Raw genomic sequence first — 22,296 nt, 5'->3', positions numbered from 1 at the left:
TCTACAACACAAAGACCGACACACAGATGTTTACGGCATACCTGTTGGATATCGGAAGCTTTCGGCAAAACTTGATAGCGAGTGCCTGCAAGAGTCTTTTCCGGTAGCATTCCCCTCAGTTTGACCCGCCTGGAATCCCCTCATGTCCGACCGCCTGACCCTGCTGCGTCCCGACGACTGGCACATTCATCTTCGCGATGGTGCCGTGTTGACCAATACCGTCGCGGATGTCGCGCGCACCTTTGGTCGCGCCATCATCATGCCCAACCTGGTACCTCCGGTCCGCAATGCGACCGAGGCCGACGGCTATCGCCAGCGTATCCTCGCTGCCCGCCCGGCCGGCAGCCGGTTCGAACCGCTGATGGTTCTGTACCTCACCGACCGTACCCAGCCCGAGGAAATTCGCGAGGCAAAGGCCAGCGGTTTCGTTCACGCCGCCAAGCTGTACCCGGCTGGCGCGACCACCAACTCCGATTCTGGCGTCACCAGCATCGACAAGATCTTCCCTGCTATCGAAGCCATGGCCGAAGTGGGAATGCCGTTGCTGATCCACGGTGAAGTCACCCGTGGCGATGTCGACGTGTTCGACCGCGAAAAGATCTTCATCGATGAGCACATGCGTCGTGTGGTCGAGCGTTTCCCGACCCTCAAAGTGGTGTTCGAACACATCACCACCGCGGACGCCGTGCAGTTCGTCAACTCGGCCCCGGCCAACGTTGGCGCAACCATCACCGCGCATCACCTGCTGTACAACCGCAACCACATGCTGGTCGGCGGGATTCGGCCGCACTTCTATTGCCTGCCGATCCTCAAGCGCAACACCCATCAGGAAGCCTTGCTCGATGCCGCCACCAGCGGCAGCGCGAAGTTCTTCCTCGGCACAGACTCGGCGCCCCACGCCCAGCACGCCAAGGAAGCTGCCTGCGGTTGCGCCGGCTGCTACACCGCGTTCGCGGCAATCGAGATGTATGCCGAAGCCTTCGAACAGCGCAATGCGCTGGACAAGCTCGAAGCCTTCGCCAGCCTCAATGGCCCGCGTTTCTACGGCCTGCCGGTGAACACCGATCGCATTACCCTGGTTCGCGAAGAATGGACCGCCCCAAGCAGCCTGCCGTTTGGCGAGCTGACCGTTATCCCGCTGCGCGCCGGTGAAAAACTGCGCTGGCGCCTGCTGGAGGAACACGCGTGAGTGAAGACCATTTCGACGACGAACTGGACGGTCAAGGTGGCGGGGGCGGTTCCCGTCATCCAATGGCTGCGAGGTTCCGTGGTTACCTGCCGGTAGTCGTCGACGTAGAAACCGGTGGCTTCAACTCGGCCACCGACGCCTTGCTGGAGATTGCTGCGACCACCATCGCCATGGATGAAAAGGGTTTTGTTTATCCTGATCACACCTACTTCTTCCGCGTCGAGCCTTTCGAAGGCGCGAACATCGAGGCAGCGGCGCTGGAGTTCACCGGGATCAAGCTCGATCACCCGCTGCGCATGGCGGTGAGTGAAGAGACTGCGCTGAACGACATCTTCCGCGGCGTGCGCAAGGCGCTGAAGGCCAACGGCTGCAAGCGAGCGATTCTGGTCGGCCACAACAGCAGCTTCGACCTGGGTTTCCTCAACGCCGCAGTTGCGCGTCTGGACATGAAGCGCAACCCGTTTCACCCGTTCTCCAGCTTCGACACCGCCACCCTCGCCGGCCTGGCCTACGGTCAGACAGTGCTGGCCAAGGCCTGTCAGGCTGCCGACATCGACTTCGACGGTCGCGAGGCCCACTCGGCTCGCTACGACACCGAGAAGACGGCCGAGCTGTTCTGCGGCATCGTCAATCGCTGGAAGCAGATGGGTGGCTGGAAAGATTTCGGCGATTGATTGAGGCCTCTGCTGTTGTAGGAGCCGAGCTTGCTCGCGATGGTCGTCAACTATAACGCTGGAAGCCTGATACCCCGCGGCGTTTTCAAGTTCATCGCGAGCAAGCTCGGCTCCTACAGAGACCTGGCGGTTATCCCGCCCATAAAAAAACCGGCCTGATGTGGCCGGTTTTTTTATGTCTGCCTTTTATGGCAGGAGCATGCCTTACAGAGCAGCAGCGTGCTCGGTCAGGTAAGCAGCAACGCCTTCTGGCGAAGCGTTCATGCCCTTGTCGCCTTTTTTCCAGTTGGCAGGGCAGACTTCGCCGTGCTCTTCGTGGAATTGCAGAGCGTCGACCAGACGCAGCAGCTCTTCCATGTTACGGCCCAGTGGCAGGTCGTTGATGATCTGCGAACGGACAACGCCTTTGTCGTCGATCAGGAACGCGCCACGGAAAGCAACGCCGTCAGCGGACTGAACGTCGTAGGCCTTCATGATTTCCTGCTTGATGTCGGCAGCCATGGTGTAACGGACTTCGCCGATACCGCCATTGTTGACCGGGGTGTTGCGCCAGGCGTTGTGGGTGAAGTGCGAGTCGATCGAAACAGCGATCACTTCAACGTTGCGAGCCTTGAATTCCGACATGCGATTGTCCAGAGCGATCAGCTCGGACGGGCAAACGAAGGTGAAGTCCAGTGGGTAGAAGAACACCAGGCCGTATTTGCCTTTGATAGCCGAGGACAGAGTGAAGCTGTCAACGATCTCGCCATTGCCGAGTACGGCCGGTACGGTGAAGTCAGGGGCTTGTTTGCCTACGAGTACGCTCATTGGATATCTCCTGGTGTAGAAACGTGAAAAACCGGGTTTGCGCCAGCCTGCCACCCTGAGGCGACAGCCCTGTGACACAAGCCCATTCGCAAAGACCGGCCATCATACACTGCGTGTTTGGCCTGTCCTCGGGTTTTTCCCTGAGCGGTGAAATTCGCGATGGCGAACTGCCCTCTCTTGCACAGGATGCAAACCGTTCGTCAGCCCTGGAAAAAAGCTCCGGGGAAGTGCTTTGACAATCATTCTCGTTAACATTAAGATCCAACGCATTCGAGACATAAACAAGCGACGGTTTTCACTTATGTATGTTTGCCTCTGCACTGGCGTCACCGACGGCCAAATCCGCGATGCGATCTATGAAGGATGCTGCAGCTACAAGGAAGTCCGCCAGGCCACCGGCGTTGCCAGTCAGTGCGGCAAATGTGCCTGCCTTGCCAAGGAAGTGGTCCGCGAGACCCTGACATCTCTGCAGACGGCCCAGGCCGCGATTCCTTTTCCTGCAGAATTTACTGCCGCGTAAAATGCCGTTATTCAAAGAACCGGACTGATGTCCGGTTTTTTTATGCCTGAAAATCAATTGCTTAGATGCTAGACGCGGAACACAAACATTCTTATTCCGATTAATTTTCATTTATTATTCAATAACTTAAGTTTGACACCCTTAGTTGGTCGGCTCAAACTCTGCCTTATAGACGGTTAACAAAGGGCAGGACCCCATCATGAAAGGCGACGTTACAGTCATTCAGCATCTCAACAAGATTCTTGCCAACGAGCTGATCGCGATCAATCAATACTTCCTGCACGCTCGCATGTACGAAGATTGGGGCCTGAACAAGCTCGGCAAGCACGAGTACCACGAGTCCATCGACGAGATGAAGCACGCGGACAAGCTGATCAAGCGCATCCTGTTCCTCGAAGGCATTCCCAACGTCCAGGACCTTGGCAAACTGCTGATCGGCGAGAACACCAAGGAAATGCTCGAGTGCGACCTGAAAATCGAGAAGACCGGCCACGCTGACCTGAAAGTCGCTATCGCTCATTGCGAAAAAGTGGGCGACTTCGGCAGCCGTGAATTGCTGGAAGATATTCTCGAGTCGGAAGAAGAACATATCGACTGGCTGGAAACCCAACTTGGCCTGATCGACAAGATCGGTATCGAGAACTATCTGCAATCGCAGATGGGTGACGACGAGTAAGTTTCCCGGCGCATTAAAAAGCCCCGCTCTCTTTGAAGAGGCGGGGCTTTTTTTGTGCCTGTAGGAGCATGGCTTGCCCGCGAACAACGATGACGCGATTCAACATATGCACGCGTTATCGTTCTTCGCGGGCAAGCCTCGCTCCTACACGGAAGACAATCAGGCGTCGCTCTTGGCAGCAGCGGCAGCAACAGCAGCCTTGATGGTGCTTTGCAGCGAACCATCAGCCGACATCTCGATCATGATGTCGCTACCACCAACCAGCTCGCCACCGACCCACAGTTGCGGGAAGGTTGGCCAGTTGGCGTATTTAGGCAGGTTGGCGCGGATTTCCGGGTTCTGCAGGATGTCCACGTACGCAAACTTTTCACCACAAGCCATCACGGCCTGCGCGGCTTTCGCGGAGAAGCCACACTGCGGGGCATTCGGCGAGCCTTTCATGTAAAGCAGAATGGTGTTGTTGGCAATCTGCTCTTTAATCGTTTCGATGATATCCATGGAGCACCTCGGCTGAACTTTCCGACTCATGGGTCGGCACGGTGGCGCATTGTAACGGAAAGCCGAGCGCACTGCTCGGTCTCTCCATCAGATCGATCAAGCCGCCGCCACGGTCACCGGAACGCCATTCAATGCCGCATTCCCTGACAGTTCATCGAGCTGGCATTCGTCCGTCAGGTCGTTGGCACTGGAGCCCGGCTGGCCACTGGCGATGCTCATCTGCACGCCTGGTCGCGCATGACCCCAACCGTGCGGAAGACTGACCACACCTTTCATCATATCCAGACTGCCGAGCACTTCCACTTCGATCACGCCGACGCGGGAGCTGACCTTCACTCGCTGACCGTCGCTCAACCCGCGGCTAGCCAGATCCTCCGGATGCATCAGCAACTGATGGCGCGGCTTGCCCTTCACCAACCGATGGTAGTTGTGCATCCAGGAGTTGTTACTGCGCACATGTCGGCGACCGATCATCAGCAACTCATCGGCAGCCGGCGCCTGCAACGCGGCGAAGCGTGCGAGGTCGGCAAGTATTACTTCAGGAGCGGCCTGAACCCGCTGATTCGCGGTTTTGAGGCGTGAAGCGAGGTTGGGTTTGAGCGCCCCCAGATCGACACCATGGGGATGATCGAACAGTGTCGCCAAGGACAATTTGCGCTCGGAAGTATCGCCATAGGCGCCCATGCGCAAGCCGCGATCGATCATCTGCGCCGGTGCGATGGTCGGCTTGAGCTCCTTGCCGGTCTTCGCCGCAAAGGCCTTGGCCAGCCCGACGAAGATCTCCCAGTCATGCAGCGCGCCTTCAGGCTTGGCCAGGATCGCCCGGTTGAAGCGGCTGACGTTGCGCACGGCGAACATGTTGAAGGTGGTGTCGTAGTGATCGTTTTCCAGGGCCGAAGTCGAAGGCAGGATCAGGTCGGCGTAACGGGTGGTCTCGTTGATGTACAGGTCGACGCTGACCATGAACTCCAGGCCGTCCAGTGCCTGTTCCAGCTGGCGGCCATTGGGTGTCGAGAGCACCGGATTACCCGCCACGGTGATCAGCGCGCGGACCTGCCCTTCCCCTTCAGTCAGCATCTCCTCGGCCAGCGCCGATACCGGAAGCTCGCCGCCGTATTCGGGGCGCCCGGAGACCCGGCTCTGCCACAAGTTGAAATGCCCGCCAGAAGTCGAGGCCACCAGATCAACTGCCGGCTCGGTGCACAGGGCGCCGCCGACACTGTCCAGATTGCCCGTGACCAGATTGATCAGCTGCACCAGCCAATGACACAAGGTGCCGAACGCCTGGGTCGAGACGCCCATGCGCCCGTAGCAAACGGCACTCGGCGCAGCGGCGAAGTCACGGGCCAGCTGGCGGATGTTGTCAGCCGGCACTGCGCACAAGGGGCTCATGGCTTCTGCGGTGAACGTGGCAATGGCCTCACGCACCTGATCCAGACCGTCCACCGGCAAGTGACTGTCCCGAGTCAGGCCCTCGGCAAACAAGGTGTTGAGCAGGCCAAACAGCAACGCCGCATCGCCACCCGGGCGCACGAACAGGTGCTGATCGGCGATGGCCGCCGTTTCGCTGCGACGCGGGTCGACCACCACGACCTTGCCACCCCGGGCCTGAATGGCTTTCAGGCGCTTTTCCACATCAGGCACGGTCATGATGCTGCCGTTGGACGCCAGCGGGTTGCCGCCGAGGATCAGCATGAAGTCGGTGTGATCGATGTCGGGGATCGGCAACAGGAAGCCGTGGCCGTACATCAGGTGACTGGTCAGGTGATGGGGCAGTTGATCGACCGAGGTCGCGGAATAGCGATTACGGGTTTTCAACAAGCCAAGGAAGTAGTTGCTGTGGGTCATCAGCCCATAGTTGTGCACGCTGGGATTGCCCTGATAGACCGCCACCGCGTTTTGTCCGTGGCGCTCCTGGATCGCCGACAGGCGCTCGGCCACCAGATTGAAGGCGTCGTCCCACTCGATCGGCTGCCATTCATTGCCCACGCGCTGCATCGGCTGGTGCAGGCGATCCGGATCGTTCTGAATGTCTTGCAGCGCCACGGCCTTGGGGCAGATGTGGCCGCGGCTGAACGTGTCCAGCGGATCACCCTTGATCGAGGTGATCTGTACCTGGCCGGCTTCGACCTCGGTGGTTTCGATGGTCAGGCCGCAAATGGCTTCACACAAGTGGCAGGCACGGTGATGGAGAGTCTTGGTCATGGCCAGTCTCTGTCTTGTTCTGGGCGGGCAATGTCGGCCGCGGGAACAAAACTATGGCGCCTGCCCCGCTACCGCGCCAGCGACGTTCATTGCGTGAATCGAGGACCATCAGGCCAGCCGATGGCCACGCAGGATCAGCTCGATGGCAGCCTTGGCGGTGCCTGCATCTGGATTTCCTCGATGGTTTCGATCTGTTCGTGGCCGACGTGCACGCCGGTCAGCTCGCCGATCAATCGCCAGTGCTCGTCGAGCCCTCCGCTGACGGTGGCCATTCGATCGATCATGCGCCGGCCGGCATCCCGGGTCACGGGATCGGGACTGCGCAGCAGTTCGAATGACATGGAGGTCATGGAGGCGGTGAGGTGGGTCAGGGAGCGGGCCGTGAGGCCGAGCAATTCCATTAGCTGTTGTTCTTTCGATTCCATTTGCGGAGGCTTCCTGCGTCGCGGGTGATTTATTTATAACTAAGCACTTTGCATTAGCAAATGTTTCGGATGGAACGCACACGCGCGCCCGGGTGAACCACCATTCAGAAACCGACCGCCAGTGCTCCGCGACCGCCCGCTCGATTGCCAAGCGGCGCGAACGCGGTGTACAAATGCCTGGCTGCTGTCAGGAAACAGGCTTCAAAAGCGCTACTGCGGATATCCCGTAGCCCCTCTGAAATCCCCCTAATAACCGTAGCCCTATTGGTAAGACGCGACATTTAATTATAAGATCGCGCCTTCCCCTATTTCGTCGCCCCGTGCGGCTTACGCCGCAGGTCTCGCCCGTTGTTCCGAAAAACAAGGCTTTGAGCATCTGCGGTTTGTAGCAAAAAGGTAGTCAATGATGAGCGCAAGGCACTTTCTCTCCCTGATGGATTGCACGCCCGAAGAGCTGGTCAGCGTGATCCGTCGAGGCGTTGAGCTCAAGGACCTGCGTAACCGCGGCGTACTGTTCGAGCCTCTGAAAAACCGCGTGCTCGGGATGATTTTCGAGAAGTCCTCGACCCGCACCCGCATTTCGTTCGAAGCCGGCATGATCCAGCTCGGCGGCCAGGCGATCTTCCTGTCCCCGCGCGACACCCAGCTGGGTCGCGGCGAGCCGATCAGCGACGCGGCCATCGTCATGTCGAGCATGCTCGATGTGGTGATGATCCGTACCTTTGCCCACAGCACCCTGACCGAATTCGCCGCCAATTCGCGCGTGCCGCTGATCAACGGCCTGTCCGACGATCTGCACCCGTGCCAGTTGCTGGCCGACATGCAGACCTTCCTCGAACACCGCGGCTCCATCCAGGGCAAGACCGTGGCCTGGATCGGCGACGGCAACAACATGTGCAACAGCTATATAGAAGCGGCGATCCAGTTCGACTTCCAGTTGCGCATCGCCTGCCCGGAAGGCTACGAACCGAACCCGAAATTCCTCGCTCAGGCCGGCGATCGCGTGACCATCGTCCGCGACCCGAAGGACGCCGTGCGCGGCGCCCATCTGGTGAGCACCGACGTCTGGACCTCCATGGGCCAGGAAGAAGAAACCGCCAAGCGTCTGCAGCTGTTCTCCCCGTACCAGGTCAACCGCGCGCTGCTCGATCTGGCCGCCAGCGACGTGCTGTTCATGCACTGCCTGCCGGCGCACCGCGGCGAAGAGATCAGCGTCGACCTGCTGGACGATCCGCGTTCGGTGGCCTGGGATCAGGCTGAGAACCGCCTGCATGCGCAGAAGGCGCTGCTCGAGTTCCTCGTCGAGCCGGCGTACCACCACGCATGAGCCAGCCATTACTGCTTAACCTGCGCAACCTCGCTTGCGGTTACCAGGACCAACGCGTGGTGCAGAACCTCAATCTGCACCTGAACGCCGGTGACATCGGATGCCTGCTGGGCTCCTCCGGCTGCGGCAAGACCACCACCCTGCGTGCCATTGCCGGTTTCGAACCGGTGCACGATGGGGATATCCAGTTGGCCGGCGAAACCATCTCCAGCGCCGGCTTCACCCTGGCGCCGGAGAAACGCCGGATCGGCATGGTGTTCCAGGACTACGCGCTGTTCCCGCATCTGACCGTGGCCGACAACATCGCCTTCGGCATTCGCAAGCATCCGCAGAAGGATCGTGTGGTTGAAGAGTTGCTGGAACTGGTCAATCTGAAGAATCTGGGCAAGCGCTTTCCCCACGAGCTTTCCGGTGGCCAGCAGCAACGCGTCGCCCTGGCCCGCGCCCTGGCGCCGGAGCCGCAACTGCTGCTGCTCGACGAACCCTTCTCCAACCTCGATGGCGAACTGCGCCGCAAGCTCAGCCACGAGGTGCGCGACATCCTCAAGGCCCGCGGCACCAGCGCCATCCTGGTGACCCACGACCAGGAAGAAGCCTTCGCGGTCAGTGACCACGTCGGTGTGTTCAAGGAAGGCCGGCTGGAGCAGTGGGACACGCCTTACAACCTCTATCACGAACCGCTGACGCCTTACGTGGCCAGCTTCATCGGTCAGGGTTATTTCATTCGCGGTCAGTTGAGCAGCCCGGAGTCGGTGCAGACCGAACTCGGTGAATTGCGCGGCAACCGGGCCTACACCTGGCCGGTCGGTAGTGCGGTGGATGTGCTGCTGCGTCCGGACGATATCGTTTATGCGCCGGACAGCGCGTTGAAGGCTCGTATCGTCGGCAAGTCGTTCCAGGGTGCGTCGACGCTATATCGCCTGCAGATGTCGACCGGTGCGCAACTGGAATCGATCTTCCCGAGTCATGTCGATCATCAGATTGGCGCCGAGGTGGGGATTCGCGTCGCGGCCGAGCATCTGGTGCTGTTCCAGGCGAGCGGCAGCGTGGCGGCGCAGATTCCGAGCGTGGAGTCCGGTGTGCGGCGCTACAGCACCGCCAGCTGACCACGCCCTCTGTAGGAGCGAGCATGCTCGCGATGGACGTCAACGATAACGCGGGGCACCTGATTCCCCGCGGTGTCCCGTCTTCCATCGCGAGCATGCTCGCTCCTACAGGGTTCACGTCAATATCAGCGTGCCACTGGCCACCAACGTCGCATTCCCGCCAATCTTCACCCGATCCCCTTCCAGCCGGCAGAACAGCTCCCCGCCCCGCTTCGAACACTGGTAAGCCGTGAGGCTCGACTTGCCCAGGCGTCTGGACCAATACGGAATCAGGCTGCAATGGGTCGAACCGGTCACCGGGTCTTCGTTGATGCCAATCGCCGGCGCAAAATAGCGCGAGACGAAATCATGCTTGCTGCCGCGGGCCGTCACGATCGCGCCCAGCCACGGCAATTTCGCCAGCGCCACCATGTCCGGCTTGCAGTCGAGCACGGCCTGCTCCGACTCCAGCACCACGAACAATTCATTCGAGCCCAGCACGTCGACGATCTCCGTGCCAATCGCCCGCTCGACCTCCTGGGTCACGCCCAGCTCCGACGGCACGATCGCCGGGAAGTCCAGCCAGAGCCGGCTGCCGTCGCGGGTGACACTCAAGGGACCGGACTTGCAGGTGAAGTCCAGGCGCTCCACCGGTTCCTTGTAGATTTCAAACAGCACGTAGGCGCTGGCCAGGGTCGCGTGACCGCACAGCGGCACTTCGGTGGTCGGAGTGAACCAGCGGATGTGCCAGCCCAGTCCTTCACGCACCACGAAAGCGGTTTCCGCCAGGTTGTGCTCGGCGGCAATTTTCTGCATCAACTCGTCGGCGAGCCAGGCGTCCAGCCGATAGACCATCGCCGGGTTACCGCTGAAGGCACGATCGCTGAACGCGTCGACCTGATGAAACTCAAGCTGCATAACATTCTCCCTTTGTCAGGCTACCGAGCATGAAGTCGTTGTTTGAAACCCACCAGTGACAGAGCTGGCTTTTTTGCACCATACAGCGCCGTCAGGCGCGACCGATGTCGGCGAACTTCGCCTGGGTATGTTCGGCCAGCACTGCCGGGGCCAGTTCAACCTCCAGGCCGCGTCGACCGGCGCTGACGAAAATGCTCGCGAAGGGTTGGGCGGAATTGTCGATGAAGGTGCGCAGGCGCTTTTTCTGCCCCAGGGGACTGATCCCGCCCAGCAGATAACCGGTCGAGCGCTGCGCGGCGGCCGGGTCGGCCATTTCAACCTTCTTCACCCCAGCGGCATGGGCCAGAGCCTTGAGATCCAGCGTCCCGCCCACCGGCACCACGGCCACCAGCAGCTCGTTCTTTTCACTGGCCGCCAGCAGGGTCTTGAACACCTGCGCCGGGTCCAGCCCGAGTTTTTCCGCAGCTTCCAGCCCATAGGACGCGGCCTTGGGATCATGCTCGTAACTGTGCACACGGTGCTCGGCGCGAGCCTTTTTCAGCAAATCCAACGCGGGTGTCATGACAGCTCCAGACGGGTGGGCAGTAGAAAAACACTGCGGCGGATTCTAGGACATTGATTCGTAAAACGCTTCACACCGTTTACTGTGGGAGCGAGCCTGCTGGCGATGGACGACAACGATGACGCGAGCTGTCTGGATGAACGCGTTGCCCAGACACTCATCGCGAGCAGGGTCGCTCCCACAAGGATCGTTCGCTTTCGACCTTTGACAGTCCGATAGCCTGTCTATATTTTTTCGTTTATGAACCCTGGCTTTTCCTTTTCCGTCCAAGGCAATCGACATGACCGACACACAGAACAAGAACTACATCATTGCCCTCGACCAGGGAACGACCAGTTCCCGGGCGATCATTTTCGATCGCGACGCGAATGTGGTCTGCACAGCCCAACGCGAATTCGCCCAGCACTACCCGCAAGCCGGCTGGGTCGAGCATGACCCGATGGAAATCTTCGCCACCCAGAGCGCGGTGATGGTCGAGGCGCTTGCACAAGCTGGCCTGCATCACGATCAGGTCGCGGCGATCGGCATCACCAACCAGCGCGAAACCACAGTGGTCTGGGACAAGAACACCGGCCGGCCTATCTACAACGCCGTCGTCTGGCAGTGCCGTCGCAGCACCGAGATCTGCCAGCAGCTCAAGCGCGACGGTCACGAGCAATACATCAGCGAAACCACCGGCCTGGTCACCGACCCGTATTTCTCAGGGACCAAACTCAAGTGGATCCTCGACCACGTCGAAGGCAGCCGTGAACGTGCGCGCAACGGCGAACTGCTGTTCGGCACCGTCGATAGCTGGCTGATCTGGAAATTCACCGGCGGCAAGGTCCACGTCACCGACTACACAAACGCCTCGCGCACCATGCTCTTCAATATCCACACCCTTAAGTGGGACGCGAAGATGCTGGAGCTGCTGGATATCCCCAAGGAGCTGCTGCCGGAGGTGAAAGCCTCCTCGGAAATCTACGGGCGCACCAAGAGCGGCATCGCCATCGGCGGTATCGCCGGCGACCAGCAGGCAGCGCTGTTCGGCCAGATGTGCGTCGAGGCCGGTCAGGCGAAAAACACCTACGGCACCGGTTGCTTCCTGCTGATGAACACCGGCAACAAGGCGGTGAAATCCAGCCACGGCATGCTCACCACCATCGCCTGCGGCCCTCGCGGCGAAGTGGCCTATGCGCTGGAAGGCGCGGTGTTCAACGGCGGCTCCACCGTGCAGTGGCTGCGCGACGAACTGAAAATCATCAATGACGCCCTTGATACCGAGTACTTCGCCAGCAAGGTCAAGGACAGCAACGGCGTGTACCTGGTCCCGGCTTTCACCGGTCTTGGCGCGCCCTATTGGGACCCCTACGCCCGTGGCGCCCTGTTCGGCCTGACCCGCGGCGTGCGCGTGGATCACATCATCCGTGCAACCCTGGAATCCATCGCCTACCAGACCCGAGACGTGCTCGACGCCATGCAGCAGGACGCCGGCGAACGCCTCAAGGCCCTGCGGGTGGACGGTGGCGCGGTGGCGAATAACTTCCTCATGCAGTTCCAGGCTGACATTCTCGGTACCCAGGTCGAACGGCCGAAGATGCGCGAGACCACGGCCCTGGGCGCGGCGTATCTGGCGGGGCTTGCCTGCGGTTTCTGGGGCAGCCTGGAAGAACTGCGTGGCAAGGCGGTGATCGAGCGTCGGTTCGAGCCGACGCTGGACGAAGCCGAGAAGGAAAAACTCTACGCCGGCTGGAAAAAAGCGGTCAGCCGCACCCGCGACTGGGAGCCGCAGGAAGGCGCCGAATAAGCCATTCGGGCCTTGATGAAACTGGCAGGGAGTCCATTCGTGCGGCATCATGGGCAAATTTTGCACGGCAGCCCAAAGGACGCCCCATGAATCTGCCTCCCCGCCAGCAGCAAATCCTCGAACTGGTCCGCGAGCGCGGCTATGTCAGCATCGAGGAAATGGCCACGCTGTTCGTTGTCACTCCGCAGACCATCCGCCGCGATATCAATCAACTGGCGGAAGCCAATCTGCTGCGTCGCTACCACGGCGGCGCGGCTTACGACTCCAGTGTCGAGAACACCGCCTACGCCATGCGCGCCGATCAGATGCGCGACGAAAAGCAGCGTATCGCCGAAGCCATCGCCGCGCAGATTCCCGATCACGCCTCGCTGTTCATCAACATCGGCACCACCACCGAATCCATCGCCCGCGCCCTGCTCAATCACAGTCATCTGAAGATCATCACCAACAACCTGCACGTGGCCTCGATGCTCAGTGCCAAGGACGATTTCGACGTGCTGCTGACCGGTGGCAACGTGCGCCGCGACGGTGGCGTGGTCGGTCAGGCCAGTGTCGATTTCATCAATCAGTTCAAAGTCGACTTCGCCCTCGTCGGCATCAGCGGCATCGACGAAGACGGCAGCCTGCTGGACTTCGATTACCAGGAAGTGCGGGTCTCCCAGGCGATCATCGCCAACGCTCGCCAGGTGATCCTCGCCGCCGACTCCAGCAAGTTCGGGCGCAACGCCATGATTCGCCTGGGGCCGATCAGCCTGGTTGATTGCCTGGTCACCGACCAGTCACCCACCCCTGCACTGACCCAACTGCTGAACCAGCACAAGGTTCGCCTCGAAGTCGTCTGACACCCGCCCCCTGTAGGAGCGAGCACGCTCGCGATGGAGACCAACGATAACGCGGGAAACCTGACGCCCCGCGGTGTCCTTGCGTCCATCGCGAGCATGCTCGCTCCTACAGGGAGCGCGCGCATTTCTTTTCGATAATTTTCCTTTAACCGCCTTTCGATGAGTTTTTTCAATCGAATGCGACTGGCTGCGCGCATATTTATCGGCTACCATTTTCGCAAATGAACATTTATTGTTCGGTTTCAAATACCGAACACCAAAGAAATCCGAGGCTTAGCCGATGCCCACCTCCACCTTGCCCGTGCCCCCTCTTGCCGAGATCTACGATATCGCCGTCATCGGTGGCGGGATCAATGGCGTGGGGATCGCAGCCGATGCCGCCGGTCGCGGTCTTTCGGTGTTCCTTTGCGAAAAGGATGACCTGGCCAGCCACACCTCTTCGGCCAGCAGCAAGCTGATCCATGGCGGCCTGCGCTATCTCGAACATTACGAATTCCGCCTGGTGCGCGAAGCCCTGGCCGAGCGCGAAGTGCTGCTGGCCAAGGCGCCGCACATCGTCAAGCAGATGCGCTTCGTGCTGCCCCATCGCCCGCACCTGCGTCCGGCCTGGATGATCCGCGCCGGCCTGTTTCTGTACGACAACCTGGGCAAGCGCGAACAGCTGCTGGGTTCGAAAAGCCTGAAGTTCGGCGCGGACAGCGCGCTGAAAAGCGAAATCACCAAGGGTTTCGAATATTCGGACTGCTGGGTCGACGATGCCCGTCTGGTGGTGTTGAACGCCATGGCCGCCCGGGAAAAAGGTGCGCACATTCACACCCAGACCCGTTGCGTCAGCGCCCGCCGCACCAAAGGCCTGTGGCACCTGCACCTGGAACGCGCCGACGGTAGCCTGTTTTCGATCCGCGCCAAGGCGCTGGTGAACGCCGCCGGTCCTTGGGTGGCGAAATTCATTCGCGACGATCTGAAGATGGAATCGCCCTACGGCATCCGCCTGATCCAGGGCAGCCACCTGATCGTGCCGAAACTGTACGAAGGCGAGCACGCGCACATTCTGCAGAACGAAGATCAGCGCATCGTCTTCACCATTCCATACCTGAATCACTTCACCCTGATCGGCACCACCGACCGCGAATACACCGGCGATCCGGCAGCCGTGGCGATCACCGAAGGCGAGACCGATTACCTGCTCAACGTGGTCAACGCCCACTTCAAGAAGCAGATCGGCCGCGACGACATCCTGCACAGCTATTCCGGCGTACGCCCGCTGTGCAACGACGAGTCCGACAACCCGTCGGCCGTTACCCGCGATTACACCCTGGCGCTGTCGGGCAGCGGTGAGGAAGCGCCGCTGCTGTCGGTGTTCGGCGGCAAGCTGACCACCTATCGCAAGCTGGCCGAATCGGCGCTGGCGCAACTGGCGCCCTACTTCGATCACATCAAGCCGAGCTGGACCGCCAATGCACCTCTGCCGGGCGGCGAAGGCATGACCACCCCGCAGGCGCTGAGCTCGCAGCTGCGTGACAAGTACGACTGGCTCCCGACCGATATTTCCCGGCGCTGGGCCAGCACCTACGGCAGCCGCACCTGGCGTATGCTCGAAGGCGTGCAGAACCTCGGCGACATGGGCGAACACATCGGCGGCGGCCTCTATACCCGCGAAGTCGATTACCTGTGCAGCGAAGAGTGGGCCACCACCGCCCATGACATTCTCTGGCGGCGCAGCAAACTCGGCCTGTTCACCACCGCGGCGGAGCAGGACACGCTCAAGGATTACCTGAACAAGGTCGAACAGAACCGCAGCAAGATCGAAGCGGCCTGATTGCTCTTACAGAAAGCCAGTCAACGCGTACCTGTGGTGAGGAGGCTTGCCCTAATGCCATTCAGTTAAGCCGAACACGTACCTGTGGCGAGGGGGTTTACTCCCGTTGGGCTGCGGAGCGGCCCCAAAAAAGATGGGACTGCTGCGCAGTCCAACGGGGGCAAGCCCCCTCGCCACAGTGACCGTGTTGCCTGTTCGATCTGTTAATCGCTCGATCAATCTCGCAGATCCGACTCATGGATGGGCTGGTCACGGTGGGTCGCCCGTTGGTATTGCGCCGGCCACACCGCCTTGCGCCCGCCCAGATCATCGTCCGCATGCAGCGGCCAGTACGGGTCGCGCAGCAGCTCGCGGGCGAGGAAGATGATGTCCGCCTGACAGGTGCGCAGAATGTGCTCGGCCTGCGCAGGTTCAGTGATCATGCCCACGGTGCCGGTGGCGATCCCCGATTCCTTGCGCACCCGTTCGGCGAAACGGGTCTGGTAGCCCGGTCCGGTGGGGATTTCCGCGTTGACCGCGGTCCCGCCCGACGACACATCGATCAGGTCCACGCCCAGCGCCTTCAGGCGGCGCGCCAGTTCTACCGTTTCATCAGGGTTCCAGCCGTCCTCCACCCAATCAGTGGCCGAAACCCGCACGAACAGCGGCAACTCCTGTGGCCACACCGCACGCACCGCTTCGGTGACTTGCAACACCAGACGGATGCGGTTTTCGAATGAACCGCCGTACTGGTCGCGCCGCTGATTGCTCAAAGGCGAGAGGAACTGGTGCAGCAGATAGCCGTGGGCCGCGTGCACTTCCACCACCTTGAAACCGGCGATCAGCGCGCGTTTGGCCGCGTCGACGAAGGCCTGGATGAGGTCGGCGATCTCGCTTTCTTCCAGCTGTTTGGGTTTGGTGTGTTCCGGATCGAAAGCGATCGGTGACGGGCCGACCGGCAGCCAGCCGCCGTCAGCGGGTTTCACGCTGCCATGGGTGCCGAGCCAGGGTCGGTAGGTGCTGGCCTTGCGCCCCGCATGGGCCAGCTGGATTCCGGCGACACCGCCTTGAGCGGCGATGAAGCGAGTAATGCGTTGCAAGGGTTCGATCTGCTCATCGTTCCACAGACCGAGATCCTGCGCGGTGATGCGCCCGTCGGCGGTGATCGCCGTGGCTTCGGTAAAGACCAGTCCCGCGCCGCCGATGGCGCGACTGCCGAGGTGAACCAGATGCCAGTCATTGGCCAGGCCATCGACACTGGAATACTGGCACATCGGCGATACCGCGATGCGGTTGAGCAGGGTCAGTTGGCGAAGGGTGAAGGGTTCAAGCAGCAGACTCATGGGGCACCTCTCAAATCAGTGGTCAGGCTCCAGGGTTCTGTTTGAAAAGTCGACGAGTGACAGGAAAAAGGCGAAGCACCCGCCCCCGCGGGCAAAAAATTGGACAAGACGTCACAAGGATAATCAAGCAGTGCTTAGAGCCTAGTCGACATCAACGGATAGCGCCCCGTTCCCCATAACTGTAGGAGCGAGCATGCTCGCGATGGTCGCCAACGATAACGCTGGAAGCCTGACGCCCCGCGGTGTTCTGTAGTCCATCGCGAGCGTGCTCGCTCCTACAGGGGAAATGCGAATCACCGGGGTTCGATGTGGGCAATCATCAGCTGAACGGTCTCGTTGCCGCGGAACTCGTTGACGTCGAGTTTGTAGGCCAGTTCCACCCACTTGATGGTCGGGTTGGGCCAGACCTCGCGGTCGATGCCGAAGGCGATGCCGTCGAGCTTCACCGAGCCGCATTCGCTGCGCAGCACCACCTTGAGGTGCCGCTCGCCGACCACCCGTTGCTCCACCAGTTGGAACACCCCGTGAAACAACGGCTCCGGGAAGTGCTGCCCCCAGGGACCGGCGTGGCGCAGCGCCCGGGCCAGCTCCAGGTGAAATTCCTCGACCGCCAGGGTGCCATCCGACAACAGGCGCCCGGTCAGGTCTTCTTCGCGCAATTGCCGGCGCACTTCGGCATCGAAGGCTTCGGCGAACAGCGGAAAATTGGCTTCGGGCAAGGTCAGGCCGGCGGCCATGGCGTGGCCACCGTATTTGGTGATCAGGTGCGGATGCTGCGCCGCCACCACACTCAGGGCATCGCGGATATGAAAGCCCTGCACCGAACGTCCCGAGCCCTTGAGCAGGCCGTCGCCGGCATCGGCAAACGCGATGGTCGGGCGGAAATAACGCTCTTTCATGCGCGAGGCGAGAATACCGATCACCCCCTGGTGCCATTCGGGATCGAACAGACACAGGCCGAACGGCATCGATTCCACCGGCAGATCCTTGAGCTGCGCCATGGCTTCGCGCTGCATGCCCTGCTCGATGGATTTGCGGTCCTGGTTCATGCCGTCCAACTGGGCTGCCATTTCCCGCGCCAGGCCAGCGTCTTCGGTGAGCAGGCATTCGATGCCCAGGCTCATGTCATCCAGACGCCCCGCCGCGTTCAGGCGCGGGCCGACGATGAAGCCGAGATCGGTGGAGGTAATGCGTGCGTGGTCACGCTTGGCCACTTCGAGGATCGCCTTGATCCCCGGCCGTGCGCGTCCGGCGCGAATCCGCTCCAAACCTTGATGCACCAGAATCCGGTTGTTGGCATCCAGCGGCACCACGTCGGCGACGCTGCCCAGGGCTACCAGATCGAGCAATTCGCCGATGTTCGGCTGCGGCCGGGTCTCGTACCAGCCCAGGCTGCGCAGGCGCGCACGCAAGGCCATCAGCACGTAGAAAATCACCCCGACACCCGCCAGCGCCTTGCTCGGGAACTCGCAGCCCGGCTGGTTCGGATTGACGATGGCATCGGCCAGAGGCAACTCATCGCCGGGCAAGTGGTGGTCGGTGACCAGCACGTTGAGCCCGGCCTTCTTCGCCGCCGCCACGCCTTCGACGCTGGAAATGCCGTTGTCCACGGTGATCAGCAACTGTGGTTGACGCTCCAGAGCCACCGCGACGATTTCCGGGGTCAGGCCGTAGCCATAGTCGAAGCGGTTCGGCACCAGGTAATCGACATGGGCCGCACCGAGCAGACGCAGGCCCAGAGTGCCGACAGTACTGGCGGTCGCACCGTCGGCATCGAAGTCGCCGACGATCAGGATGCGTTGGCGCTGCTCCAGCGCCACCACCAGCAAATCCACCGCCGCCTCGATGCCCTTGAGCTGCTGGAACGGAATCAACCGCGCCAGGCTCTTGTCCAGTTCGGCTTCGGATTGCACGCCCCGTGCCGCATAAAGGCGGGCCAGCAGAGGTGGGATATCACCGAGGAACGGCAGGGTGTCGGGCAGCAGGCGGGGTTCGATACGCATGGGGTGACAGGTGCTTCTCTCAAGTACGGGGGATGAAACAGGATGTTGCGCGGGGCAAGCGAGCGATCAACCGCGCTCGCCAGCCAGCCACTGCAACTGGACTTCGTGCTGACCACGGTCGTCGGTGACGAATATCGTTCCTTCGCTGATCATCACGTCCCACTTGATAACGCGGGGCATGTCCTTGGCCAGGGTTTCCAGCACTTCCTGAGGCACGGCGGCAATGTTGACGTTCTTCAGGTTTTTTACCGCCGGCACCACTTTGCCTTCCCAGACGCGCAGGCTGCCGTAGGCCAGCAGGCTGGTGCGTTCGGTGCGACGCGAACACCAGGTCAGGCGCTCGGCATCGGGCTGGCCGACTTCGATCCAGTGCAGCACGCGGTCATCCAGGCTTTTTTCCCACAGGGCAGGTTCATCCACTTCCGACAGACCACGGCCAAACGACAGCTGCTCGTTGTACCAGAGAGCGTAGGCCAGCAGACGCACGGTCATGCGCTCTTCGGTTTCCGAAGGGTGACGGGCGATGGTCTGCTTCACGTTCTCGTAGACGTTGCGGTCGAGGTCGGTGAGGTTCAGTTCAAACTTGTAGGTCGTGGACGGCTGGGCCATGAACGGGCTTCTTGAGACGGGGAAAGGCGGCAAGTCTAACCGATGCGACGGGCAATCATCGAGTTGATGGCGATCTACCGTGAGCGCCTGACAGTCGGCTATGTTAAAAGTCTCTACTCGCTCAGCCCTTTGTCCTACAGGATTTTGTATGTCGTTCACCGCCAAACCGCTTGCTGGCCTCAAAGTCATCGAACTGGGCACACTGATTGCCGGCCCGTTCGCCTCGCGCATCTGCGCGGAATTCGGTGCCGACGTGGTCAAGATCGAATCCCCGGACGGCGGCGATCCACTGCGCAAATGGCGCAAGCTGTATGAAGGCACCTCGCTGTGGTGGTTCGTGCAGGCGCGTAACAAGAAATCCCTGACCCTGAACCTTAAACACCCCGACGGCCTGGCGATTCTGAAAAAGCTGCTGAGCGAAGCGGACATCCTGATCGAGAACTTCCGTCCCGGCGTGCTGGAAAAGCTCGGCCTTGGCTGGGAGACCCTGCATGCCCTGAACCCGAAACTGGTGATGGTGCGGCTTTCGGGTTTCGGCCAGACCGGCCCGATGAAAGATCAGCCAGGCTTCGGCGCCGTCGGCGAATCCATGGGCGGCCTGCGCTACATCACCGGCTTCGAGGACCGCCCGCCGGTGCGCACCGGGATTTCCATCGGCGACTCGATCGCCGCGCTCTGGGGCGTGATCGGCGCGTTGATGGCGTTGCGTCACCGCGAGGTCAACGGCGGCCAGGGTCAGGTGGTGGATGTGGCGCTGTATGAAGCGATCTTCGCCATGATGGAAAGCATGGTCCCGGAGTTCGACGTGTTCGGTTTCATCCGCGAGCGCACCGGCAACATCATGCCCGGCATCACGCCCTCCTCGATCCACACCAGCGCCGATGGCAAGCACGTGCAGATCGGCGCCAATGGCGATGCGATCTTCAAGCGCTTCATGCTGATCATCGGCCGCGAAGACTTGGCCAATGACCCGACCCTGGCCAGCAACGATGGCCGGGACAGTCGTCGCGACGAGCTCTACGGGATCATCGATCGCTGGGTCAACTCGTTGCCGCTGGATACGGTACTCGAACACTTGAACCAGGCCGAGGTGCCCGCCAGCCGGATCTTCAGCGCCGAAGACATGTTCAACGATCCGCAGTACCTGGCACGGGAAATGTTCCTGCAAGCCAAGCTGCCGGATGGTAAAGGCTTCAAGATGCCGGGAATCGTGCCGAAACTCTCGGAGACTCCCGGAGATTGTGAATGGGTCGGACCGCAGTTGGGTGAGCACAACACACAGGTACTCCAGGAACTTGGCTATGACGCGTCGCAGATCACACAACTGCGCAAGGACGGGGCCATCTGAGCTCGGGCATTTGATTGTGCGCGTCATTCAGCACGGCCTGTGGCGGAGCGCACGGGCCATCTGTGCATTGCCGGGTGCATTGCCGGGTGTGCTGCTGATCTGTGTGTTCATGTCTTCGGCCATGGCGCAACCCAAGCCGACCCTGGTGTGGCTCAAGCGTGATTTGCCGCCGTTGTTCATTTTCGAAGGACCGAAAAACGGCCTCGGCATCATCGATCAGTTGTTGACCCAACTGATCGACGACCTGCCGCAATACCGGCACAGCGTCATGCGGGTCAATCGCGCGCGCGGCCTGCAAATGCTCCACGAACCCTCCCTGACCTGCGATGCAGCACTGAACTGGAGCAAGGAACGGGAAAGCTGGATCGCCTTTTCCATCCCGGTGTTTCGCGCCATGAGCAATGGCCTGGCGGTACGGCGCATCGATCGTGATCTGTTGCTGCCTTTCATCAAGGACGGCGAGGTGGATCTGGCGGCCCTTCTGGCCACCGGCAGCCTGACCCTCGGCATCGTCGCCGAGCGCAACTATGGCGAGTTTCTGGACACGCTGATCAAGCAGGCGCCACCCAAGACCCTGACCCTTCACTACGGCAACGAAGCCCTGGGCAGCCTTCTGCAGATGCAACGTCTGGGGCGCCTGCAACTGCTGCTGGGCTATCTCCCGGAAATCCGCTATCAGGCCCAGCAGCGAGGCATTGCCGAGGATGACTTGCAGTTCTATCCGATTCGCGGCACCGGCAAATACCTGTCCGGCTACATCGGCTGCACCGACACCCCGGAAGGCCGGCAGGTCATCTCGGAGGTCAATCAACTGCTGCGCGCCCTGCCCCGGGATCAGTTGAGCGAGGCCTATGCTGCCTGGCTCGATCCGCAAAGCCGCGCCGAATACCTGGAAGCTGCACGGCTGTTTTTCGAGGAGCAAGCCGGACAGTGACAAACGCCGCGCAAAAAGAAACCCCGAGAAGTGGGGAGACGACTCGGGGTTAAACAAGGTCTACATAAAGACCCGTAGCAGCAAGCTACAAGCACCGGAGCACAATGCTTGATCCTGCTGTTATAGGGTCTGACTGACCTGAGTGCAGGAAGTTTCGTGAAAATGACAATTCAATTTCGGCTGGCCATCAACTTGTCCTGGGCCGCATTGCGCATCGCCGCGATCATGCAGGGTTCCAGACGCCCTTCGGCAATCAGCACATCGCGATGCAGGCCATCTACCACATCGGTCAGCGAACGCTTGTCGGTCAATTGGTACTGACTGAACTGACGCTCGACCACCTTGATACCGCTCGCATTCATCAATGTGACCCGGCATTCGCCATGAAGGCCTGACGGGGTCACTGTCACTTGGTACGGGCTCAGAGCCTCACCGAGCAAGAGACTGATACTTTCCATCTCGATCACCACTCAATAGTCCGAAAACGAAGTGCCTGGGGCGTGTCTGTAATAACTGACCGCTGGCACGAGAAGAAAGTTCGGGATGCAGAGCGCGGGCCTGCGTGCGTCTCTGTCTATGGAGCATGCATGGCGAAGATGACAGGGAAAAAACAGCGGGGATGACGTTTGTCGGGTGAACCTGTGGGAGCGGGCCAGTGAATTAAGAGATCAAACAGGCGATGAGGTCATTGTGGCGAGGGGGCTTGCCCCCGCTGGGCTGCGCAGCGGCCCCAAAAGATGGGACTGC

Annotated in this window: 21 protein-coding genes; 11 read left to right on the top strand and 10 right to left on the bottom strand. The window is 60.8% G+C overall.

Annotated features, from left to right (window positions below; genetic code table 11):
* Positions 1-142 precede the first annotated feature (142 nt).
* Together pyrC and rnt are read left to right on the top strand one after the other, a co-directional pair.
* Positions 143-1,189: a dihydroorotase gene (gene pyrC, locus ACW9JE_RS11180; RefSeq protein ID WP_224538643.1), complete on the top strand. Its 1,047-nt coding sequence runs from the start codon at positions 143-145 to the stop codon at positions 1,187-1,189.
* Positions 1,186-1,863, top strand: a complete 678-nt coding sequence (rnt, locus tag ACW9JE_RS11175; protein ID WP_457432766.1) for a ribonuclease T — start codon at positions 1,186-1,188, stop codon at positions 1,861-1,863. Before pyrC ends, rnt begins: the two co-directional genes overlap by 4 nt.
* Before the next feature lie 204 nt (positions 1,864-2,067).
* Here rnt and ACW9JE_RS11170 read toward each other — a convergent pair whose 3' ends face one another.
* The gene (locus ACW9JE_RS11170; RefSeq protein WP_175377857.1) at positions 2,068-2,670 is read right to left on the bottom strand and encodes a peroxiredoxin; all 603 of its coding nucleotides are present in this window, start codon (positions 2,668-2,670) and stop codon (positions 2,068-2,070) included.
* Positions 2,671-2,971: 301 nt separating this feature from the next.
* Between ACW9JE_RS11170 and ACW9JE_RS11165 the strand changes: the two genes are divergently transcribed.
* The gene (locus ACW9JE_RS11165; protein ID WP_096509240.1) at positions 2,972-3,190 is read left to right on the top strand and encodes a bacterioferritin-associated ferredoxin; all 219 of its coding nucleotides are present in this window, start codon (positions 2,972-2,974) and stop codon (positions 3,188-3,190) included.
* Positions 3,191-3,389: 199 nt separating this feature from the next.
* Entirely contained in the window at positions 3,390-3,866 is a 477-nt protein-coding gene (gene bfr, locus ACW9JE_RS11160; RefSeq protein ID WP_175377858.1) for a bacterioferritin, read from the top strand.
* A gap of 159 nt (positions 3,867-4,025) precedes the next feature.
* Here bfr and grxD read toward each other — a convergent pair whose 3' ends face one another.
* The 3 genes from grxD to ACW9JE_RS11145 form a co-directional block, all read right to left on the bottom strand.
* Positions 4,026-4,364 (bottom strand): Grx4 family monothiol glutaredoxin, encoded by a 339-nt coding sequence (gene grxD / locus ACW9JE_RS11155; RefSeq protein ID WP_457432765.1) that lies wholly within the window; start codon positions 4,362-4,364, stop codon positions 4,026-4,028.
* 96 nt (positions 4,365-4,460) lie between these two features.
* Positions 4,461-6,569, bottom strand: a complete 2,109-nt coding sequence (locus ACW9JE_RS11150; RefSeq protein WP_457432764.1) for a molybdopterin oxidoreductase family protein — start codon at positions 6,567-6,569, stop codon at positions 4,461-4,463.
* Positions 6,570-6,703: 134 nt separating this feature from the next.
* Positions 6,704-6,994 (bottom strand): hypothetical protein, encoded by a 291-nt coding sequence (locus ACW9JE_RS11145; protein ID WP_224538635.1) that lies wholly within the window; start codon positions 6,992-6,994, stop codon positions 6,704-6,706.
* Positions 6,995-7,400: 406 nt separating this feature from the next.
* Here ACW9JE_RS11145 and argF point away from each other — a divergent pair, with 406 nt between their 5' ends.
* Together argF and ACW9JE_RS11135 are read left to right on the top strand one after the other, a co-directional pair.
* Complete coding sequence (gene argF / locus ACW9JE_RS11140; protein WP_224538633.1) at positions 7,401-8,321, top strand: ornithine carbamoyltransferase; 921 nt, start codon at positions 7,401-7,403, stop codon at positions 8,319-8,321.
* The gene (locus ACW9JE_RS11135; RefSeq protein ID WP_457432763.1) at positions 8,318-9,427 is read left to right on the top strand and encodes an ABC transporter ATP-binding protein; all 1,110 of its coding nucleotides are present in this window, start codon (positions 8,318-8,320) and stop codon (positions 9,425-9,427) included. The genes argF and ACW9JE_RS11135 overlap by 4 nt, the downstream gene beginning before the upstream one ends.
* 114 nt (positions 9,428-9,541) lie before the next feature.
* Here the strand turns inward: ACW9JE_RS11135 and ACW9JE_RS11130 are convergent, their stop codons facing one another.
* Both ACW9JE_RS11130 and ybaK read right to left on the bottom strand, forming a co-directional pair.
* Entirely contained in the window at positions 9,542-10,324 is a 783-nt protein-coding gene (locus ACW9JE_RS11130) for a PhzF family phenazine biosynthesis protein (protein WP_457432762.1), read from the bottom strand.
* 91 nt (positions 10,325-10,415) lie between these two features.
* Positions 10,416-10,886: a Cys-tRNA(Pro) deacylase gene (gene ybaK / locus ACW9JE_RS11125; RefSeq protein WP_175377865.1), complete on the bottom strand. Its 471-nt coding sequence runs from the start codon at positions 10,884-10,886 to the stop codon at positions 10,416-10,418.
* A 280-nt stretch (positions 10,887-11,166) separates the two neighbouring features.
* On the opposite strand from ybaK, the gene glpK reads away from it, so the two are divergent.
* The 3 genes from glpK (at position 11,167) to glpD (ending at position 15,333) form a co-directional block, all read left to right on the top strand.
* Positions 11,167-12,672, top strand: coding sequence for a glycerol kinase GlpK (gene glpK, locus ACW9JE_RS11120; RefSeq protein ID WP_457432761.1), 1,506 nt, complete (start codon positions 11,167-11,169; stop codon positions 12,670-12,672).
* 86 nt (positions 12,673-12,758) lie between these two features.
* Complete coding sequence (locus ACW9JE_RS11115; protein WP_224540834.1) at positions 12,759-13,514, top strand: DeoR/GlpR family transcriptional regulator; 756 nt, start codon at positions 12,759-12,761, stop codon at positions 13,512-13,514.
* A gap of 280 nt (positions 13,515-13,794) precedes the next feature.
* Complete coding sequence (gene glpD, locus ACW9JE_RS11110; protein ID WP_457432760.1) at positions 13,795-15,333, top strand: glycerol-3-phosphate dehydrogenase; 1,539 nt, start codon at positions 13,795-13,797, stop codon at positions 15,331-15,333.
* Between the two features lie 215 nt (positions 15,334-15,548).
* Here glpD and ACW9JE_RS11105 read toward each other — a convergent pair whose 3' ends face one another.
* The 3 genes from ACW9JE_RS11105 to ACW9JE_RS11095 all read right to left on the bottom strand — a co-directional run bounded on the left by ACW9JE_RS11105 (position 15,549) and on the right by ACW9JE_RS11095 (position 19,267).
* Positions 15,549-16,655: an NADH:flavin oxidoreductase/NADH oxidase gene (locus ACW9JE_RS11105; RefSeq protein ID WP_224540838.1), complete on the bottom strand. Its 1,107-nt coding sequence runs from the start codon at positions 16,653-16,655 to the stop codon at positions 15,549-15,551.
* 293 nt (positions 16,656-16,948) lie between these two features.
* Positions 16,949-18,658, bottom strand: coding sequence for a single-stranded-DNA-specific exonuclease RecJ (recJ, locus tag ACW9JE_RS11100; protein ID WP_457432759.1), 1,710 nt, complete (start codon positions 18,656-18,658; stop codon positions 16,949-16,951).
* Positions 18,659-18,724: 66 nt separating this feature from the next.
* Positions 18,725-19,267: a YaeQ family protein gene (locus ACW9JE_RS11095; protein ID WP_457432758.1), complete on the bottom strand. Its 543-nt coding sequence runs from the start codon at positions 19,265-19,267 to the stop codon at positions 18,725-18,727.
* 148 nt (positions 19,268-19,415) lie between these two features.
* Between ACW9JE_RS11095 and ACW9JE_RS11090 the strand changes: the two genes are divergently transcribed.
* Positions 19,416-20,615, top strand: a complete 1,200-nt coding sequence (locus ACW9JE_RS11090; RefSeq protein WP_457432757.1) for a CaiB/BaiF CoA transferase family protein — start codon at positions 19,416-19,418, stop codon at positions 20,613-20,615.
* Entirely contained in the window at positions 20,569-21,549 is a 981-nt protein-coding gene (locus ACW9JE_RS11085) for a TIGR02285 family protein (protein WP_457432756.1), read from the top strand. Before ACW9JE_RS11090 ends, ACW9JE_RS11085 begins: the two co-directional genes overlap by 47 nt.
* Before the next feature lie 170 nt (positions 21,550-21,719).
* On the opposite strand, the gene ACW9JE_RS11080 is transcribed toward ACW9JE_RS11085, so the two are convergent.
* The gene (locus ACW9JE_RS11080) at positions 21,720-22,007 is read right to left on the bottom strand and encodes a DUF3509 domain-containing protein (protein WP_224540848.1); all 288 of its coding nucleotides are present in this window, start codon (positions 22,005-22,007) and stop codon (positions 21,720-21,722) included.
* Positions 22,008-22,296 lie beyond the last annotated feature (289 nt).

The organism is Pseudomonas sp. SDO55104_S430, assembly GCF_054070595.1.
The sequence above is the reverse complement of the archived record's forward strand: the minus strand, read 5'-3'. Positions and strand labels throughout refer to the sequence as shown.